At 74.7% G+C, this 18,527-nt stretch carries 10 protein-coding genes; 4 read left to right on the forward strand and 6 right to left on the reverse strand.

Translation table 11 applies throughout. The annotated features are described in order from the left end of the window. Window positions 1-55: 55 nt before the first annotated feature. On the forward strand, window positions 56-316 hold the full coding sequence (locus tag SLAV_RS13545; protein WP_030225925.1) for a mycoredoxin: 261 nt from the start codon (window positions 56-58) through the stop codon (window positions 314-316). Between the two features lie 185 nt (window positions 317-501). Here the strand turns inward: SLAV_RS13545 and nudC are convergent, their stop codons facing one another. The 5 genes from nudC to SLAV_RS13570 form a co-directional block, all read right to left on the reverse strand. Next, a complete protein-coding gene (nudC, locus tag SLAV_RS13550) occupies window positions 502-1,443 on the reverse strand; it encodes an NAD(+) diphosphatase (protein ID WP_030225928.1) in 942 nt (313 codons plus the stop codon). 94 nt (window positions 1,444-1,537) lie between these two features. Then, a complete protein-coding gene (locus tag SLAV_RS13555; RefSeq protein WP_030225931.1) occupies window positions 1,538-2,947 on the reverse strand; it encodes a dipeptidase in 1,410 nt (469 codons plus the stop codon). Between the two features lie 10 nt (window positions 2,948-2,957). Further along, window positions 2,958-6,761: a UvrD-helicase domain-containing protein gene (locus SLAV_RS13560; RefSeq protein WP_234333398.1), complete on the reverse strand. Its 3,804-nt coding sequence runs from the start codon at window positions 6,759-6,761 to the stop codon at window positions 2,958-2,960. 43 nt (window positions 6,762-6,804) lie between these two features. Then, window positions 6,805-10,374, reverse strand: coding sequence for an ATP-dependent helicase (locus SLAV_RS13565; RefSeq protein WP_078950115.1), 3,570 nt, complete (start codon window positions 10,372-10,374; stop codon window positions 6,805-6,807). A gap of 237 nt (window positions 10,375-10,611) precedes the next feature. Further along, window positions 10,612-11,061, reverse strand: coding sequence for an MGMT family protein (locus SLAV_RS13570; RefSeq protein WP_078950116.1), 450 nt, complete (start codon window positions 11,059-11,061; stop codon window positions 10,612-10,614). Window positions 11,062-11,126: 65 nt separating this feature from the next. Between SLAV_RS13570 and SLAV_RS13575 the strand changes: the two genes are divergently transcribed. From SLAV_RS13575 to SLAV_RS13585, 3 genes are all read left to right on the forward strand, one after another. Beyond that, window positions 11,127-14,021, forward strand: a complete 2,895-nt coding sequence (locus SLAV_RS13575) for a lysylphosphatidylglycerol synthase transmembrane domain-containing protein (protein WP_234333400.1) — start codon at window positions 11,127-11,129, stop codon at window positions 14,019-14,021. 172 nt (window positions 14,022-14,193) lie between these two features. After that, window positions 14,194-15,558: a protoporphyrinogen oxidase gene (hemG, locus tag SLAV_RS13580; RefSeq protein ID WP_234333401.1), complete on the forward strand. Its 1,365-nt coding sequence runs from the start codon at window positions 14,194-14,196 to the stop codon at window positions 15,556-15,558. Window positions 15,559-15,662: 104 nt separating this feature from the next. After that, on the forward strand, window positions 15,663-17,252 hold the full coding sequence (locus SLAV_RS13585) for an alpha/beta hydrolase (protein WP_051840316.1): 1,590 nt from the start codon (window positions 15,663-15,665) through the stop codon (window positions 17,250-17,252). Between the two features lie 94 nt (window positions 17,253-17,346). Here the strand turns inward: SLAV_RS13585 and moeZ are convergent, their stop codons facing one another. After that, entirely contained in the window at window positions 17,347-18,525 is a 1,179-nt protein-coding gene (gene moeZ, locus SLAV_RS13590; protein WP_030225950.1) for an adenylyltransferase/sulfurtransferase MoeZ, read from the reverse strand. Between the last annotated feature and the right edge of the window lie 2 nt (window positions 18,526-18,527).

Below are 18,527 nucleotides of genomic sequence, written 5' to 3' on the forward strand. Positions count from 1 at the left end.
TTACTCGGACCGATCACCGAGACCCGGTCCACCGAGACCTCCCAGAGGAGCGAGCATGCAGGACACGGGCACCGTCACGATGTACAGCACCACCTGGTGCGGCTACTGCAACCGGCTGAAGAAGCAGCTGGACCGCGAGGGCATCGCGTACAACGAGATCAACATCGAGCTCGACCCGGAGTCCGCGAAGTTCGTGGAGCAGGCGAACGGCGGCAACCAGACCGTCCCCACCGTGCTCGTGAAGTCTTCCGGCGGCAACGAGTCCGTCATGACGAACCCGAGCCTGGCCCAGGTCAAGCAGGCCCTCGCCGTCTGACCGGTCCCGGCCCCGCAATGGCCCCCGCCCCGGCGGGGGCCTGCTGCGTCCGGCCCGGCGTCATGGTGCCGCGCCGGGACCCGGGCGGTGCGTGGGGCGGTCGGGCCGTGATGCCGGGCGTCCTTCGCCGGAACCCCGGGCAGGTGCCCCCGTACGCGGCGGGCCGCCGCGTACGGGGTCGGCCGTCAGAGGGTCGTGGCCGGCTTCGGGAGGGGCTGGCCGTACCAGAGCTCGACGAGGCGGGCCGCGATGGAGATGCCCGAGGGCGGCAGGACCTCGCCGGCCTCGATGGCGGCGCGCAGGTCCTCCCGGGAGAACCAGCGGGCCTCCTGGATCTCCTCGCCGTCGACCGTGATCTCCGAGCTGACGGCCCGGGCGTTGAAGCCCAGCATCAGGCTGTACGGGAACGGCCAGGGCTGGCTGGCCACGTACTCGACCGTGCCGACCTTGACGCCCGCCTCCTCCCACACCTCGCGGATCACCGACTGCTCGATGGACTCGCCCGGCTCCACGAACCCGGCCAGCGTCGAGAAGCGGCCCTCGGGCCAGTGCACCTGGCGGCCCAGCAGCGCGCGGTCCTGCTCGTCCGTGACCAGCATGATCACGGCCGGGTCGGTGCGCGGGTAGTGCTCGGCGCCGCAGCCCGGGCAGCGGCGGATGTGCCCGGCGGCCGCGACCACCGTGCGCTCGCCGCAGCGGGAGCAGAAGCGGTGCATGCGCTGCCAGTTCTCCAGCGCCACCGCGTGGACCATCAGCCCGGCGTCGCGGGGGCAGAGCAGCAGCCCGGCCTCGCGCAGTCCGGCCGGGCGGGCCGACTGGTCCATCCGGCCCGGCAGGGAGTCCTTCTGCAGCGCGAAGTACCGTACGCCGTCCTCGTCCGTCCCCAGGAAGTAGCGGTGGGTCTCGGTGACCGGGGCCTCGAAGGCCGGGGTCATCACGATGGCGGTGCCGCCGTCGGGGGTGTCGTCGATCAGGACCTGGCCGCCGGAGACGACGAAGACGCGGGTCGTCGGGTGGCTCCAGGCCGCGGCGAGCCACGCCTCGTCGAGGCGGTGGTGCGCGGCGCGGTCGATTCCGCTGGGCGCGGCGAGCGAGAGAGGGCGCTCGGGCTCGGTATGGGTGCTCACAGGTACTTCCAACTCCCCCGGTGTGTGGGACAAGGCAGGCTGCTCGGGTGGCGGTGCGGCGCGGGTGGCCGGTGTGGCCGGTGTGGCGGTTGTGTCAGGCGGTCGCGGGCTTCCAGTGCTCGGCGAGGTCGCCCCACAGGTAGGCGGTGGTCTCCACGCCCTTGAGGAGGAGGTCGAGCTCGACCTTCTCGTTCGGGGAGTGCCAGCCGTCGGACGGCACGGAGATCCCGAGAAAGAGGACGGGGGCTTCCAGCACGTCCTGGAGGTCGGCCGCCGGGCCCGAGCCGCCCTCGCGGGTGAAGCGGACCCGCTGCCCGAAGGCGCGGCCCATGGCGCGGACCACGGACTGCAGCGCGGGGTGGTCCAGCGGGGTCAGGCAGGGCCGGGTGGGGGCGCCGAAGACGATGGAGTGCCGGATCCCGGCGGGCACACGGGCGGCGACCCAGTCCCGGACGGCTGCCTCGACCTCGTACGGCTCCTGCCCCGAGACCAGGCGGAACGAGAGCTTCAGGTGCGCCGAGGCGGGCACGATGGTCTTGCCGCCGGGGCCCTGGTAACCGCCGCCGATGCCGTTGACCTCGGCTGTCGGGCGGGCCCAGACGCGCTCCAGGGTGGAGTAGCCGGCCTCGCCCGCGGCCGCGTGGGACTTGGCCGTACGGAGCCACTCGGCCTCGTCGAAGGGCAGCTCGGCGATCAGCGCGCGCTCGGCGTCACTGAGCTCGGCGATGCCGTCGTAGAAGCCCGGGATCGTGACCCGGCCGTCCTCGTCGTGCAGGGCCGCGACGAGGCGGGCTGCGGCGGTGGCCGGATTGGGCACGGCACCGCCGAAGGCGCCCGAGTGGATGTCCTGGTCGGGGCCGTGGAAGTCGATCTCGCAGTCGGCGACGCCGCGCATGCCGGTGCAGACGGTGGGGGTGGTCTCGGACCACATGCCGGTGTCGGAGACGATCACGACGTCCGCGGCGAGGCGCTCGGCGCGCTCCTCGACGAGGGCGCGGAAGTTCGGGGAGCCGGACTCCTCCTCGCCCTCGATCAGCAGCTTGAGGTGCACCGCGGGGGCGGCGGCGCCGGTGGCGGCGAGGTGGGCGCGCACGCCGAGGGTGTGGAAGAAGACCTGGCCCTTGTCGTCGGCCGCGCCGCGGCCGTACATGCGGCCGTCGCGGACCACCGGCTCGAAGGGCTCGGTGTGCCAGCCGTCCGCGAGGGCGGCGGGCTGGACGTCGTGGTGGCCGTAGACGAGGACGGTCGGGGCCGACGGGTCCTCGCTGGGCCACTCCGCGAAGACCGCGGGCGCGCCGGGGGTCGGCCAGATCTCGGTGACCGGGAAGCCGGTCTCCTTGAGCTTCGCCGCGAGCCATTCAGCGCTGCGGCGCACGTCGCCCGCGTGCTCGGGCTGGGCCGAGACGGACGGGATGCGCAGCCACTCGGCGAGGTCGTCGAGGAAGGCCGTGCGGTGGGTGTCGATGTACGTGCGGACGACGCTGTCCGGCTGGGTTTCGCTCATGGCCCCGAGCCTATCCGTCCGCCTGAGCGTCACCGTCCGTGCCCGTTTCGCCTTGGAGGATCCGCTCAAGACGGGCCCGTCCGGGCAGGTCACGGGGGCGGATCACGCGGCCGCTGCGGACGTGGAGGAAGGCGGCGGAGACCCGGTCGAGGGGGGTGCCGGTGGCTTCCGCCCAGGCGAGGCGGTACACGGCGAGCTGGAGGGGGTCGGCCTGGGTGGTGCGGCCGGTCTTCCAGTCGACCACCTCGTACGAGCCGTCGGGGTTCTTGTACACGGCGTCGATCCGGCCGCGGATCACCCGGCCGGCGAGCGTGAGCTGCACCGGGGCCTCCATCCGGTACGGGGTCCGCTCGGCGTACTCGCTGCGCTCGAAGGCGGCCTTGAGGGCGTCGAGGTCGGCCTCGTCGGCGACCTCCTGGTCGGAGCCGGGCAGTTCGGTGGCGGGGTCGAGGAGGTCGAGGAGCGGCAGGGGCAGCTCCTCGAAGCGGGACTCCACCCAGGCGTGGAAGCGGGTGCCCTGGCGGGCGGCCGGCTGCGGAGGCCTGGGCATGGGGCGGGCGAGATCGCGTACGAAGCCCTGCTCGTCGGCGGCGAGGCGCATGAGCTGGCTCGCGGAGAGGGCGGAGGGCAACTCGACCTCGCGCACGGCCGCCCGTGCGCGGCGGAGCTCGCCTTCGAGGGCGTCGAGATCACGGTCCCAGGAGGCGATGGCGCGGGCCTCTTCGGGGGTCGGCGGGGCAGTGCCCCCTGGCTGCGACGGGCCGGCGGGGGCGCCCTCTGCCTCCGGCCGGTACGGGCCGGCGGGGGCGCCGTGCCGGCGGGGTCCGGGCAGCCGGGCGGGATCCCCGGCGCGGGGCGCACCGACGGGCCGCGCGGCCTCCCCGGCCCACAGGTCATCGGCCTGCGCGGCCGCCCGGGACCGGAGGCCGCCGGGTTCACCGGGCCCGGCGGGCTCGGCCGGCGCGGCGGCCCAGGAAGCGTCGGCGGCGTCGGCGGGTTCGGTCGCCCAGGGGTCGTCGGCCCAGGGCTCGGTCGCCCAGGGGTCGTCGGCGGGGCCGGGCGGAAGATGAAGGTCCCCCACCCCGCCCCTTCCCGGAACCGGGGCTCCGCCCCGAACCCCGCCGCGGCCGTCAGCCGGCGCGGGCACGCCGGAGCCGCCCGGCCGGGCCTCGCCAGGCCAGAGGTCGTCGGATTCGGGGGGCAGGGGCCACGGGGGGTCGTCGTAGGACGGGTCCTCGCAGTGCGGGGGCCACAGGTACGGGTCGGGGGCGGGGGGCGGGGTGAGGGCGGTCAGGAGGTGGGATTCGACCAGGGCGGCCGCCTCGCGGCGGAGGGCGAGGGAGGCGGGGTCCAGGGGGAGGGGCCAGGAGTGGTCGGGGTCGGCCGCAGAGGTCAGGGCCGGGTTCTCGGCGTCTTCGGCGGGCTCGGCCGCCCAGGCCTCGATCTCCCCGAACCCGGCCTCGCAGTGCGCGCGCAGGGCGTCCAGGAACGCCGACGGGCCGCGGCGGCGCTTCTGCGTCGGCCCCCACCAGTGGCCGGAGGCCAGCAGCAGGGAGCGCGGCCGGGTGAAGGTGACGTACCCGAGGCGGAGTTCCTCGGTCTGCTTGTGGGTCTTGAGGGCGGCCTTGAAGGACTTCAGGCCCGCCGAGGTCCACTCCGGGTCGGCGGGAAGGGTGGGGGCGTCGCCGCGCAGCCCGTACGGGAGGACCTTCGCGTACGAGGTCCAGGCCTCCGGTGGCTTCTCCTTCGGGAAGGAGCCGGCGCACAGGTCGGGGACGACGACCACGTCCCACTCCAGCCCCTTGGACTTGTGGGCGGTCAGCACCTTGACGGTGTTCTCCCCGCCCGGCAGGGCGTGGTCCAGGCCCTTCTCGTACTGGGCGGCCGTGCGCAGGAAGCCCAGGAAGGCGAGGAGGGTCGCCTCCCCGTCGAGCGCGGCGAAGCCGGCCGCGACGTCCATGAAGTTCGACAGGGTCTCGCGGCGGCGGGCGGCCAGCGCGTGCGGGGACGCGGAGAGCTCGACCTCCAGGCCCGTGGTGGCCAGCACCCGGTGCAGCACGTCCATCAGCGGATCGGCGAGCGAACGCCGCAGGTCGCGCAGCTCCTGCGCGAGGTGCGCGAAGCGCACCCGGGCGGCGGCGGAGAAGGGCAGGTCGTCGGGGGCGGACTGGCCGGCGCCGTCGAGGAAGGTTTCCAGCGCGTCGGCCAGGGAGACGATCTCCGCCGGGTCCACGCCCTCGACAGCCGCCGCGAGCCGCCCGTCGGGGCCGTCGGCGGCGGAGGCGCGGGCCACCAGCTGCCGGGCCCGGCGGCCGAGCAGGGCGAGGTCGCGGGCGCCGATCCGCCAGCGCGGGCCGATGAGGAGCCGGACGAGGGCGGCATTGGCCCCCGGGTCCTGGAGCACCTCGCAGACCGAGACCAGGTCGGCGACCTCGGGGAGGTGGAGGAGCCCGGACAGGCCGACGACCTCCACGGGGACGTCACGGGCCACCAGCACGGCCTGGATCCGCGCGAAGTCCGCGGCGGAACGGCACAGCACCGCGATCTCGCCCGGTTCGGTACCCGTCCGCACCAGGTGGGCGACGGAGTCCGCGAGCCACTCCAGCTCCTCGGCGTGCGTCTCCAGCAGGGCGCAGCGCACCACGCCGTCGCGTTCGGCCCCGGGGGCGGGGCGCAGCGCCTCGACCCCCTCGTGCATCGCGCGCAGCGGGGCGGCGAGGCCGTTGGCCAGGTCGAGGAGGCGGCCGCCGCTGCGCCGGTTCTCGCTGAGGGAGAGCCGGGTGGCGGGGCTCCCGTCGGCGTGCGGGAAGTGGGCGGGGAAGTCGTCGAGGTTGGCGACGGAGGCTCCGCGCCAGCCGTAGATGGCCTGGCAGGGGTCGCCCACGGCGGTCACGGCGTGCCCGGTGCCCCCGCCGAAGAGCCCGGAGAGCAGCAGGCGCTGGGCGACGGAGGTGTCCTGGTACTCGTCGAGGAGGACCACGCGGAACTCCTCGCGCAGCAGCGCGCCGACCTCGGGGCGGGTGGTGGCGAGCCGGGCGGAGAGGGCTATCTGGTCGCCGAAGTCGAAGAGGTCGCGGGAGCGTTTGGCCGTGCGGTAGCGGGCGACCAGTTCGAGCAGCTCCAGGCGGCCGCGGACGGCCTCGGGGACCTTGCGCAGGTCCTCGTTGGTCAGTCTGACGTCGGCGAGGGAGTCGAGCAGCCGTGTGTCGTACGCGCGCAGCCCGTCCGGTTCGACGAGGTGCTCGGAGAGCTCCCCGTCGAGCGCGAGGAGGTCGCTGACCAGGTCGGGGACGGACTTGGTGAGGGAGGGGTAGGGGCCGGGGGCCTCGCGGATCACCTTCGCGGCGAGCTGGAAGCGGGTGGCGTCGGCGAGGAGGCGGGCGCTGGGCTCCAGCCCGATGCGCAGGCCGTGGTCCTTCAGGAGCTGTCCGGCGAAGGCGTGGTACGTGGCGATCCGCGGCTCGCCGCCGGCCGCTTCGGCCTCGGCCGGGGAGGGGTCGGGGTCGGTGACTCCGGCCCGGGCGAGGGCCTTGCGGACGCGTTCGGCGAGCTCGCCTGCGGCCTTGTTGGTGAAGGTGAGGCCGAGGACCTGCTCGGGGGCGACCGCTCCGGTGCCGACGAGCCAGACCACGCGGGCGGCCATGACGGTGGTCTTGCCGGAGCCGGCTCCGGCGACGATCACCTGGGGGGCGGGCGGGGCGGTGACGCAGGCCAGCTGTTCGGGCGTGAAGGGGATCCCGAGGAGCTCCTTGAGCTGCTCGGGATCGGTGAGTGCGGGCGCGCGCCCGGACCCGTACGCGGTCACGGCGGTCACATCGAAAGGCTAGCCGCCGCCACCGACATCACGCTGCGGCGTCTCATTCGACGGTCTGCCGGCCCTCGGGACGGGCACTGCACGCGCTGCGGAAGGAGCAGCGCGCGCAGTGTTCGCCGGTGGCGGGGGCGAAGCGTTCGTCCAGGACCCGGCCGGCGGCGGTGGCGAGCAGGTCGCCGACCCACGCGCCGGACGGGCCGCCGTCGAGGGGCTGCTGCGCCTGGACCTTCGGGACCTCGTCGCCGCCCTCCTTCTTCGCGGCGCCCTGGCGCAGCTGGACGAGTTCGGCGCCGCCGGTGCCGGGGCGCAGGCCGTCGAAGACCTCGTCGACGGCGCCCTCGCGGACGGCGAGCTGGTAGACGGCGAGCTGGGGGTGGCGGGCGACCTCGTCCCGGGTGGGCGCGCCCTTGCCGGTCTTGAAGTCGACGACGTAGGCGCGGCCCTGCGGGTCGGCCTCGACGCGGTCCATGGAGCCGCGGATGCGGACGGCGTACTCGCCGGCGTCGAGGGTGACGTCGAAGTCGTGCTCGGTGGCCACGGGGGTCCGGCCGCCGCGGTCGGTGGTGTGCCAGCGCAGGAAGCGTTCCAGGGCGGCACGGGCGTTGTCCTTCTCCTGGCGGGACTTCCAGGGGGCGTCGAAGGCGAGGGCGTCCCAGACGGAGTCGAGGCGTTCCATCAGGACGGCGAGGTCGGCGGGGGTGCGGCCGGAGGCGACCTCGTCGGCGAGGACGTGGACGACGTTGCCGAAGCCCTGGGCGGCGGTGGAGGGGGCGTCGGCCTTGACCTCGCGGCCCAGGAACCACTGGAGGGAGCAGGTGTTGGCGAGCTGGTCCAGGGCGCTGCCGGAGAGGGCCACGGGACGGTCGCGGTCGCGCAGGGGGACGGTGGAGGCGGTGGGCTCGTACAGGCCCCACCAGCGCTGGGGGTGCGCGGCGGGCACCAGGGGGCGGTCCTCGTCGTCGGTGAGCGCGGCGAGGCGGGCCAGGCGCCGGGCGGCGGCGTCGCGCAGGGCGGGCGAGGCGTCGGGGTCGACGGTGGTGGCGCGGAGTTCGGCGACGAGGGCCGGGACGGCGAGGGGGCGGCGGGGGCGGCCGGTGACGTCCTTGGGGGTGACGCCGAGTTCGGTGAGGAAGCGGGAGGGCTGGTCGCCGTCCTCGGCGGGGGCCTTGACGGCGGTGACGACGAGGCGGTGGCGGGCGCGGGTGGCGGCGACGTAGAACAGCCGGCGCTCCTCGGCGAGGAGGGCGCCGGGGGTGAGGGGTTCGGCGAGGCCGTCGTGTCCGATGCGGTCGGCTTCGAGGAGGGAGCCGCGGCGGCGCAGGTCGGGCCAGAGGCCCTCCTGGACGCCGGCGACCACGACGAGGCCCCACTCCAGGCCCTTGGAGCGGTGCGCGGTCATGAGGCGTACGGCGTCGGTGCGGACGGCGCGGGTGGTGAGGGTGTCGGCGGCGATGTCCTCGGCTTCGAGCTGTTCGAGGAAGTTGAGGGCGCCGCGGCCGCCGGTGCGTTCTTCCGCGCGGGCGGCGTTGTCGAAGAGGGCGCAGACGGCATCGAGGTCGCGGTCGGCGTTGCGGCCGGAGGTGCCGCCGCGGCGGGCGCGGCGCTCCAGGCGCTGCGGCCAGGGGGTGCCGTCCCACAGGGTCCACAGGGCCTCTTCGGCGGTGCCGCCGCCCTGGAGGAGCTCGCGGGCCTTGCGCAGGAGCAGGCCGAGGCGCTGCGCTCCGCGGGCGTACGCGGGGTCGTGCGCGGTGAGCCGTTCGGGCTCGGCGAGGGCGCGGGCGAGGAGTACGTCGGAGGGCGCGGGGACGGTGACCCCGGCGGCCCGCTCCTCGTCGCGCAGGGCCCGGCCGAGGCGGCGCAGGTCGGCGGCGTCCATCCCGCCGAGCGGGGAGGAGAGCAGCTCGATGGCCGCCTCGACCCCGACCCACCCGTCGCCTCCGGCGGGCTCGTCCGCAGCCCCCTCCGGCCCGCCGGCGGCGTCCGCCCCGGGCCCGGGGACCGCCACGCCGGATGCCGATCCGTCGGGGTCGGGCAGCGCGACGGGATCGGCGGGGCCGCCCGGCACGGGATGACCGGCCGGCTCGGCGTCGTCCGACGGCGCGGCGGGAGCCGCCGCATCGGCAGGGACGGACAGCACGGCGGAGTCGGACGGCACGACGGGAGCCGCCGCATCGGCGTCGTCCGACGGCGCGGCGGGGGCGGACGACGCCGATGCGGGGGCGGGCGGACCGGACGGGTCGGACGGGGTGGTTGGGGGCTTGGGGGTGGGTTGGGTGGCTGTGGCGGTGATGCGGAGGGCTGTCAGGAGGGGGGCCACGGCCGGTTCGTGGCGGAGGGGGGTCGCCGAGGCGTCCGTCTCCGCCGGGACGCCCGCCGCGATCAGGGCGCGCCGCATCGCCGGGAGGGTGCGGCCACCGGAGCGGACCAGGACGGCCATGTCCCGCCAGGGCACGCCGTCCTCCAGGTGGGCCCGCCGCAGGATGTCGGCGATGTTGTCGAGCTCGGAGCCGGCCGTCGGGTACGTGTACACCTCCACGCGGCCGCCTTCCCGTACCGGCTCCAGCGCCCGGTGGGCCCGTACCGCGGCGGCGGGCAGGCGCGGGACGGCCATGCGGGTGGTGAGCAGCCGGGTGGCGGCCAGCAGGGCGGAGCCGGAGCGGCGGCCGACGGTCAGCGCGCGCACGGCCGCACCGGGGAAGGAGGTCTCGAAGCCGAGGATGTTGTTGAGGTCGGCGCCCCGGAAGGCGTAGATCGACTGGTCGGGGTCGCCGAAGGCGACCAGGGTCCCGCCCGGGCCGTTCAGGGCGCGCAGCAGCCGCAGCTGGGAGGCGTCGGTGTCCTGGTACTCGTCCACGAGGATCACGTCGTAGGCGGAGGACAGCGACGGGGTGCTCTCGGCCAGCAGGACGGCCCGGTGGAGGAGCTCCGCGTAGTCCAGCGCCCCCTGGAGGTCGAGGACGTCGAGGTACTCGGAGAGGAAGGCCGCGGCGGCCTTCCAGTCCGGGCGGCCGATCCGCTCGGCGAAGTCGGCCAGGGCGCGGGGGCCGAGGCCCAGCTCGCGGGCGCGGGCCAGGACGGCGCGCACCTCGTCGGCGAACCCGCGGGTGGTCAGCGCGGCCCGCAGGTCGTCCGGCCAGCGGATCGAACGGAGCCGGCGCTGGCCCTCCAGCAGGGTGCGGACCATCACGTCCTGCTCCGGGCCGGAGAGCAGCCGCAGCGGGTCCGCGAAGAGTTCGTGGTCCTGGTGGGCGCGGACCAGTCCGTAACAGAAGGAGTGGAAGGTGGTGGCCTGCGGGGCGCGGGCGCCGCCGAGCCGCAGGGCCGCGCGGTCGCGGAGTTCCACGGCGGCCTTGCGGCTGAAGGTGAGGATGAGGACGCGGGCGGGGTCGACCCCCGCCTCGACCCGGGCGGCGGCCGCCTCGATCAGGGTGGTGGTCTTGCCGGTGCCCGGTCCTGCGAGGACCAGCAGGGGGCCGCGGGTGTGATCAACCACCGCACGCTGCGCTGCGTCCAGCACAGGGGGAGCCACCCGTCCCGGCCCGGTACGCACCAGCCGGTACGCGTCAGGGGTCCGCGTACGCCGCTCTGAGCGGTCGGAAGGAGAGGTGATCACGTGGGGTGCCGGTCCTGGTGGGTCTGCGGTCGCCGCGGTTGCCGCGCTGGCGGTTTCGGGGTCGGTGACGGCGGCGGCCGTGGTGGCCGTCGCGCGCGCCGAAGAGGCAACGCTACGCCAACCGCGTCGGCCGCCGCAGTCCGTGCCGGCGGGCCGGGACGTCGTCCCGGAGGCCTTCCGGGTCGTCCCCCGTACGCGCCTTCGAGCCCGTGCCGGTGCCCGGCACGGCCGAAGCCGTCAGATGTGAGCCTCGTCGCCTCCGTCCCTCTCGTCACGACCGTCCCAGCGGGCCCGTCGCATCGCGATCCGCGGCTCGCCGGAGGGCGTCTCGCGCAGCGGAGTACCCTCGGTCCGGTAGTGCTCCAGGGCCCGCCGCTCGCTGCCGGGCAGGGGTACGCCGTCCGCCCGCACCACGCGCCACCAGGGCACGGCTCCTCCGTACAGGGCCATGACGCGGCCGACTTGGCGGGGTCCGCCCTCGCCGAGCCACTCCGCGACGTCCCCGTAGGTCATCACCCGGCCGGGCGGAATCCGCTCGGTCACCTCCAGCACCCGCTCCGCGTACGCGGGAAGCTCTTCGCTCATTCGGGACATGGTGCCGGACGGCACGGACACCTCGGCGGAAGCTTTCCTTCCGAACCGGCGCGCACCCTGGTGCCCCCTTCGGCCGCCGGTCCGTGCCACCATCTTCCGGGCGGTGACTGGTGATACGTGATCAAGAAGAGACGGATGTGACGGCGAAGGAGCAGGGTGTGAGCCCTCCGGACGGTGCGACGAGAGACGAGGGCGCGCGGCCGAACAACGGCGCGCCCGCGGGCTCCGGCGCGCCTGCGGAAGGCGACGCGCGCCCTGACGCGCCCCTCCCCGACGCGACCCTCCCCGACGCGGCGCTCCCGGAGCGCGCGCGCCCGGAACCCGCGGCCTCCGAGCCGACGCGCTCCGGCCGGCCACGCCCCGAGCCCGCGCACCCCGAGCCCGCGCGCTCCGGGCAGCCGCGGCCCGGCGCCGGGCCCGAGGTGCCCGTCTGCGATCCGCACCCCGACGACCCGCCCGGCCACACGCCGACGGCGGCCGACCGGGTGGAGGTCGACGAGCCGCTGCTCGCCGCGCGCGTGCACCGGCCCTCCGACCTCGTACGGCTCCTCGTCGGCGTCCTCGGCATCGCCGTCGTCCTGTGCATCGCCGCCTTCGCCCACGGCACCACCGCGGGTCTGGAGCAGGACATCAGCGCCGGCACGGGCCAGGCGCCCGACCTGCTGATCAAGGTCGCCGGGCTGGTGTCCTCCATCGCCGTCCTCCTGGTGCCGGTCGCCTTCGCGATCGAGCGGCTGATCAAACGCGACGGGCTGCGCATCGCGGACGGCGTGCTCGCCGCGGTCCTCGCGCACGGCGTCACCCTCGCCACCGACCTGTGGGTCTCCCAGGCCGCCCCCGGGACCATCCAGGAGGCGCTGACCCGGACCACGGGAACCACCGGGACCCTCACCGACCCGGTGCACGGCTACCTCGCGCCCGTGATCGCGTACATGACCGCCGTCGGGATGACGCGCCGGCCCCGCTGGCGGGTGGCGCTGTGGGTGGTCCTGCTCCTGGACGCCTTCGCCATGCTGGTCGGCGGGTACACGACACCGTTCTCGATCATCCTGACGGTGCTGATCGGCTGGAGCGTCGCGTACGGCACCCTGTACGCGGTCGGCTCCCCGAACGTTCGCCCGACCGGGCAGAACCTCCTCGCGGGCCTGCGCCGCGTCGGCTTCCAGCCGGTCAGCGCGATGCGCGCGGAGGCTCCCGAGGGCGAGGGCGCGGAGGCCAACGACCGGGGCCGCCGCTACCACGTCACGCTGGAGGACGGGCCGCCGCTGGACGTCACCGTCGTGGACCGCGAACAGCAGGCGCACGGATTCTTCTACCGGGTGTGGCGCCGGATGACCCTGCGCGGGATCACCACCCGGCGCAGCCTGCAGTCCCTGCGCCAGGCCCTGGAGCAGGAGGCCCTGCTCGCCTACGCGGCCATCGCGGCCGGGGCCAACGCCCCCCGGCTGATCGCCACCTCCGAGCTCGGCCCCGACGCCGTGATGCTGGTCTACGAGCACCTGGGCGGCCGGACCCTCGACGCGCTGCCGGACGAGGAGATCACCGACGACCTGAGCCGCAACGCGTGGGAGCAGGTGCGGGCCCTCCAGTCGCGCCGGATCGCGCACCGCCGGCTCACCGGGGACGCGCTGGTGGTGGATCGTTCCGGCAACGTCATCCTCACCGACCTGCGGGGCGGCGAGATCGCGGCCGGCGACCTGGTGCTCCGCATGGACATCGCCCAGCTGCTCACCACCCTCGGCCTGCGGGTCGGCGCCGAACGCTCGGTGGCCTCGGCGGTGTCGGTGCTGGGCCCGGACGCGGTGGCGGACTGTCTGCCGCTGCTCCAGCCGATCGCCCTGAGCCGCTCCACCCGCGCCACCCTGCGCAGGCTGGCCCGCGAGCGGGCCGACCGGCAGCGCGAGGCCGTACTGGAGTCCTCGCGGGCGGCGAAGGCGGCCCGCGAGGCGCAGGCCGCGACGGGCGCGCGGGACGGCGCCGCCAGCGCGGCCGCCGACCGCAAGGCGGAGAAGCGGGCGCTGGACGACGCGCTCGAAGGGGCGCGCGAGGAGGACCTGCTCAGCCAGATCCGCCGCCAGGTCCTGCTGATCCGTCCGCAGGCCCCGGTGGAGCCGGCCCGGCTGGAGCGGATCCGTCCGCGCACCCTGGTGTCCTTCATCGCGGGCGCGTTCGGCGCGTACTTCCTGCTCACGCAGCTGGCCCACGTGGACTTCGCGACCATCGTCGAGCAGGCGCAGTGGAGCTGGGTCGGGGCGGCGCTCGCCTTCTCGGCGCTCAGCTACTTCGCGGCGGCGATGAGCCTGCTGGGCTTCGTACCGGAACGGGTGCCCTTCCTGCGGACGGTGCTCGCGCAGGTGGCGGGGTCCTTCGTGAAGCTGGTCGCCCCGGCGGCGGTCGGCGGTGTCGCGCTGAACACCCGCTTCCTCCAGCGGGCCGGCATCCGCCCCGGCCTGGCCGTGGCCAGCGTCGGCGCCTCCCAGCTCTTCGGCCTGGCCAGCCACATCCTGCTGCTGCTGTCCTTCGGCTACCTGACGGGCACCGAGAAGACGCCGGAGATGACCCCCTCGCGGACGGTCATCGCGGGCCTGCTCACGGTCGCCGTACTGGTCCTCGTCGTGACGGCGGTGCCCTTCCTGCGGAAGTTCGTCGTCACCCGGGTGCGGGCCCTGTTCGCGGGTGTCGTCCCGCGCATGCTGGACGTGCTCCAGCGCCCGCAGAAGCTGATGACCGGCATCGGCGGCATGCTGCTGCTGACCGGCTGCTTCGTGATGTGCCTGGACGCCTCGATCCGTGCCTTCGGCGGCGGGCAGGCCATCAGCTACGCGAGCATCGCGGTGGTCTTCCTGGCGGGCAACGCCCTGGGCTCGGCGGCCCCGACCCCGGGCGGCATCGGCGCGGTGGAGACGACCCTGACGCTGGGGCTGATCGCGGCGGGCCTGGAGAAGGAGGTCGCCATCTCGGCGGTCCTGCTCTTCCGTCTGATGACCTTCTGGCTGCCGGTCCTGCCGGGCTGGATCTCGTTCAACTTCCTGACCCGCAAGGAAGCGATCTAGCCCCCTCGGGCTCGAACCGGGAAGGCCCCGCCGGGACACCACGCGTGTCCCGGCGGGGCCTTCGCGTGTCCCGTACCGGGCGGAGCTGCGGGCTCTGACCGAAAGCACGATGTGCCGGCCCGGGCCCCTCCCCTACCTTCACAAAGGGGATATACCGTTACAGGAGATGACCATGCGTTCAGTGATCGTCGTGGGCGGCGGCATCAGCGGCCTCGCGGCCGCCTGGCAGCTGCGCGGCCAGGCGGACGTCACCGTGCTGGAGGGCCAGGCCGTGGAGCTGGCGACCGCCGTCGGACTCGGCGACGCCCTGCGCGAGCCGACCCCGTCCGCCACCGCCATCTGGACCCACGGCGGACTGCGTACGCTGCCGCCCGGCCACGTGATGGGCGTCCCGGCCGACCCCGCCGCACTGGCCGGCACGGGCCTGCTCTCGGCGGAGGGCATCGCCCGGATCGCGGCCGAGGAGAGCCTGCCCGCCGCACCGCTCACCGAGGACTGCTCGGTGAGCGCCTACCTCGGCGCCCGCTTCGGCCAGGAGGCCGTGGACCGGCTGGTCGAACCGATGCTGGGCGGGGTCTACGCGGGCCGCGCCGACCGGCTCTCGCTGCGCGCGACCCTGCCCCGGATCGCCGCCCTGGCCGAACGCGGCGGCCCGCTGCTGCCCGCGCTGCGCCGGATGAAGGCCGCGGGCGCCCCGCGCCCGGCGGCGGGCGCCGTCCGGGGCGTGGCCGGCGGTACCGGCCGCTTCCCGAAGGCGGTCGCCCGCGCCTGCGGGGCGCGGATCCTCACCGGGACCACGGCCCGCTCCCTGCAACGGCTCCCCGGCGACCGGTGGCGGGTACGGGCCGTGACGTCCGACGGCCCGCTGACCGTGGACGCGGACGCGGTGGTCCTGGCCCTGCCGGCCTTCGCGGCGGCGGAACTGCTGCGCGCGCACTCCCCGCGGGCGGAGGCCGAACTGTCGGCGATCCCGCACGCCTCCACCGCGGTCGTCACCATGGCCTTCTCGCGGAGCCGGGCGCACCGCCTCCCGGAGGGCAACGGCTTCCTGGTCCCGGCGGTGGACGGGCACGCCCTCAAGGCCGCGTCCTTCCTCTCCACCAAGTGGTCCTGGATGCACGAGGCGGCGCCCGACACCTTCGTGCTGCGCGCGTCGATCGGGCGGATCGGCGAGGAGGAGCTGCTGGACCGCCCGGACCGGCACCTGATCCGCACCGCCGTCGCCGAACTCCACCGGGCGGTGGGCCCGATGGGCGAGCCCCTCGCCGCCCGCGTGACCCGCTGGGACCGGGGCCTGCCGCAGTACGGCGTCGGGCACGCGGAACGCGTGGCCCGCATCCGCGAGGCGGTCGCTCAGCTGCCGTCGCTGGCGCTGTGCGGAGCGGCGTACGAGGGCGTGGGCGTGGCCGCCTGCGTGGCCACGGGCCTCGCCGCGGCCCGCCAGGCCCTGACCCCGGCACCGGCACCGGCACCGGCACCGGCACCGGCGGCTCCTGCCCCGGCCGTGGCGCCGGTCCCCGCCCCGGCCGCGGCCTGACGCCGCCCGGCCGGGCCCGGCGGGGCGCCTGATGCGGCCCGGCCGGATCCCCCGGACGGGTCAGCGCGGGGGCGGGCCACGGGGTGGGGGCAGAGGATGGAGGCATGCCCAGAAACGTCGTTCGGACAGCCGCCGCCGCAACCCTCACCGCCGCGCTGCTCACCACCGGCGCCTGCGCCGGAGGCGGCTCCGGTACGGCGGGAAGACCCCAGGGCGGCAGCACCCGGGAGCCCAAGCCCCTCAAGTGGGGCGAGTGTTCCGCCCCCACCCCCGCCGAAGGCGGCGGGCAGGTGCCCGGCAAGGACTGGCAGTGTGCCACCCTCGATGTGCCGCTCGACTACGCCGACCCCGAGGGCAAGACCATCCCGATCGCCCTGATCCGCGCGAAGGCCCGGGACCAGAAGCACCGCCTCGGCTCGCTCGTCTTCAACTTCGGCGGCCCCGGGGGCTCCGGGATCAGCACCCTCCCCGGCGCCGCCCAGGAGTACACGGCCCTGCGCGCCCGCTACGACCTGGTGAGCTTCGACCCGCGCGGGGTCGGCCGCAGCGCGCCCGTGCGCTGCGAGGACGACAAGCAGCTGGACGCGTACTACGCGCAGGACTCCTCCCCCGCCACCCCGGCGCAGGAGAAGGCCTACCTCGACGGCCTCAGGAAGTACCAGGAGGCGTGCAAGAAGAACTCCGGCGCCGTCCTGCCCCACGTGGGCACCGAGAACGCCGCCCGCGACCTGGACCGCATCCGCCAGGCCCTGGGCGACGAGAAGCTGAACTACTTCGGGATCTCCTACGGCACCGAGCTCGGCGGGGTCTACGCCCACCTCTTCCCGAAGAACGTCGGCCGGGCGGTGTTCGACGCCGTCGTCGACCCGACCCAGAACGCCGAACAGGGCGCGCTCGGCCAGGCGAAGGGCTTCCAGCTCGCCCTCGGCAACTTCGCCCAGGACTGCGTGGACCGCGGCGACGCCTGCCGGCTCCAGGGCAGCACCGCCAAGGAGATCGAGGCGAACGTCATCAAGCTCCAGAAGGCGCTCGCGGCCAAGCCCATCCCCGGCATCGGCGACCGGATGCTCGGCGAGTCCGCCGCGACCAACGGCATCGCCCAGGCCCTGTACTCCAAGGAGCTGTGGCCGCTGCTGGAGCAGGGGCTGGACGAGGCCGAGGGCGGCCAGGGCCAGCTGCTGATGGCCCTGTCGGACGCCCTCAACGGCCGGGACCAGCAGGGCCGGTACAGCAACCTCGGCGCGGCCAACGCCGCCATCAACTGCGCCGACTCCAAGGACCGGTACAGCCTCGCGCAGACCAAGGCCAAGCTCCCCGAGTTCCGCAAGGCCTCGCCGGTCTTCGGCGACTTCCTCGGCTGGGCCATGCTGAGCTGCACGGACTGGCCGGTCCCGGGCTCCTGGAACACCCCGGACGTCTCGGCCCCCGGCGCCGCCCCCATCCTGGTGATCGGCAACACCGGCGACCCGGCGACCCCGTACGAGGGCGCGCGGAAGATGGCCGAGCGGCTCGGCAAGGGCGTGGGCGTGGAGCTCACGTACAAGGGCGAGGGGCACGGCGCGTACAACAGCGGCGACGCGTGCGTGCAGCAGGCCGTGAACACGTACCTGCTGGACGGGAAGGTGCCGACGGCCGGCACCGTGTGCACCCCGGCCGCCAGCCCCAGTCCCGCCGCCAGTCCCGGCCCCGCCTAGGACGCGCCGAAGGGGCCGTACCCGCGCCGGGTACGGCCCCTTCGGACGTCGCCTTCGGACGTCGCCTTCGGACGTCGCTTTCGGACGTCGCCGCCTAGTAGACCGGCTTCTCGGGCTCGATCTGGTGGACCCAGCCGATGACGCCGCCGCCGACGTGCACCGCGTCCGCGAAGCCCGCGGACTTCAGGACCGCGAGGACTTCCGCACTGCGGACACCCGTCTTGCAGTGCAAGACGATGCGCCTGTCCTGCGGCAGGTCCTGGAGGGCGGTGCCCATCAGGAACTCGCCCTTGGGGATCAGCTTCGCGCCGGGGATCGAGACGATCTCGTACTCGTTCTTCTCGCGGACGTCGATGATCTCGATGGGCTCGTCGGCGTCGATCCACTCCTTGAGCTGCTTGGGAGTGATCGTCGAACCGAGGGCGGCCTCCTGGGCCTCCTCCGACACGACGCCGCAGAAGGCCTCGTAGTCGATGAGCTCGGTGACGGTCGCGTTCGGACCGCAGACCGCGCAGTCGGGGTCCTTGCGGACCTTGACCTGGCGGTACTGCATCTCCAGGGCGTCGTAGATCATCAGACGGCCGACCAGCGGCTCGCCGACGCCCGTGAGGACCTTGATGGCCTCGGTGACCTGGATGGACCCGATGGACGCGCAGAGCACGCCCAGCACGCCGCCCTCGGCGCAGCTCGGGACCATGCCCGGCGGCGGGGGCTCCGGGTAGAGGCAGCGGTAGCACGGGCCGTGCTCGGACCAGAAGACCGAGGCCTGGCCGTCGAAGCGGTAGATCGAGCCCCACACGTACGGCTTGTTCAGCAGCACGCAGGCGTCGTTGACCAGGTAGCGCGTGGCGAAGTTGTCCGTGCCGTCGACGATGAGGTCGTACTGGCTGAAGATCTCCATCACGTTCTCGGCTTCGAGCCGCTCTTCGTGAAGGACCACGTTGACGTACGGATTGATGCCCAGCACGCTGTCGCGGGCCGACTCGGCCTTGGAACGGCCGATGTCCGCCTGGCTGTGGATGATCTGGCGCTGCAGGTTCGACTCGTCGACCTCGTCGAACTCCACGATGCCCAGCGTGCCCACGCCGGCCGCGGCCAGGTACATGAGGGCGGGGGAGCCGAGGCCGCCCGCGCCCACGGCCAGCACCTTGGCGTTCTTCAGGCGCTTCTGGCCGTCCATCCCGACATCCGGGATGATCAGGTGGCGGGAGTACCGACGGACCTCGTCAACGGTGAGCTCAGCAGCTGGCTCTACCAGGGGTGGCAGCGACACGG

The sequence above is a fragment of the Streptomyces lavendulae subsp. lavendulae genome, assembly GCF_002803845.1.
Taxonomy (GTDB): Bacteria; Actinomycetota; Actinomycetes; order Streptomycetales; family Streptomycetaceae; genus Streptomyces; species Streptomyces lavendulae.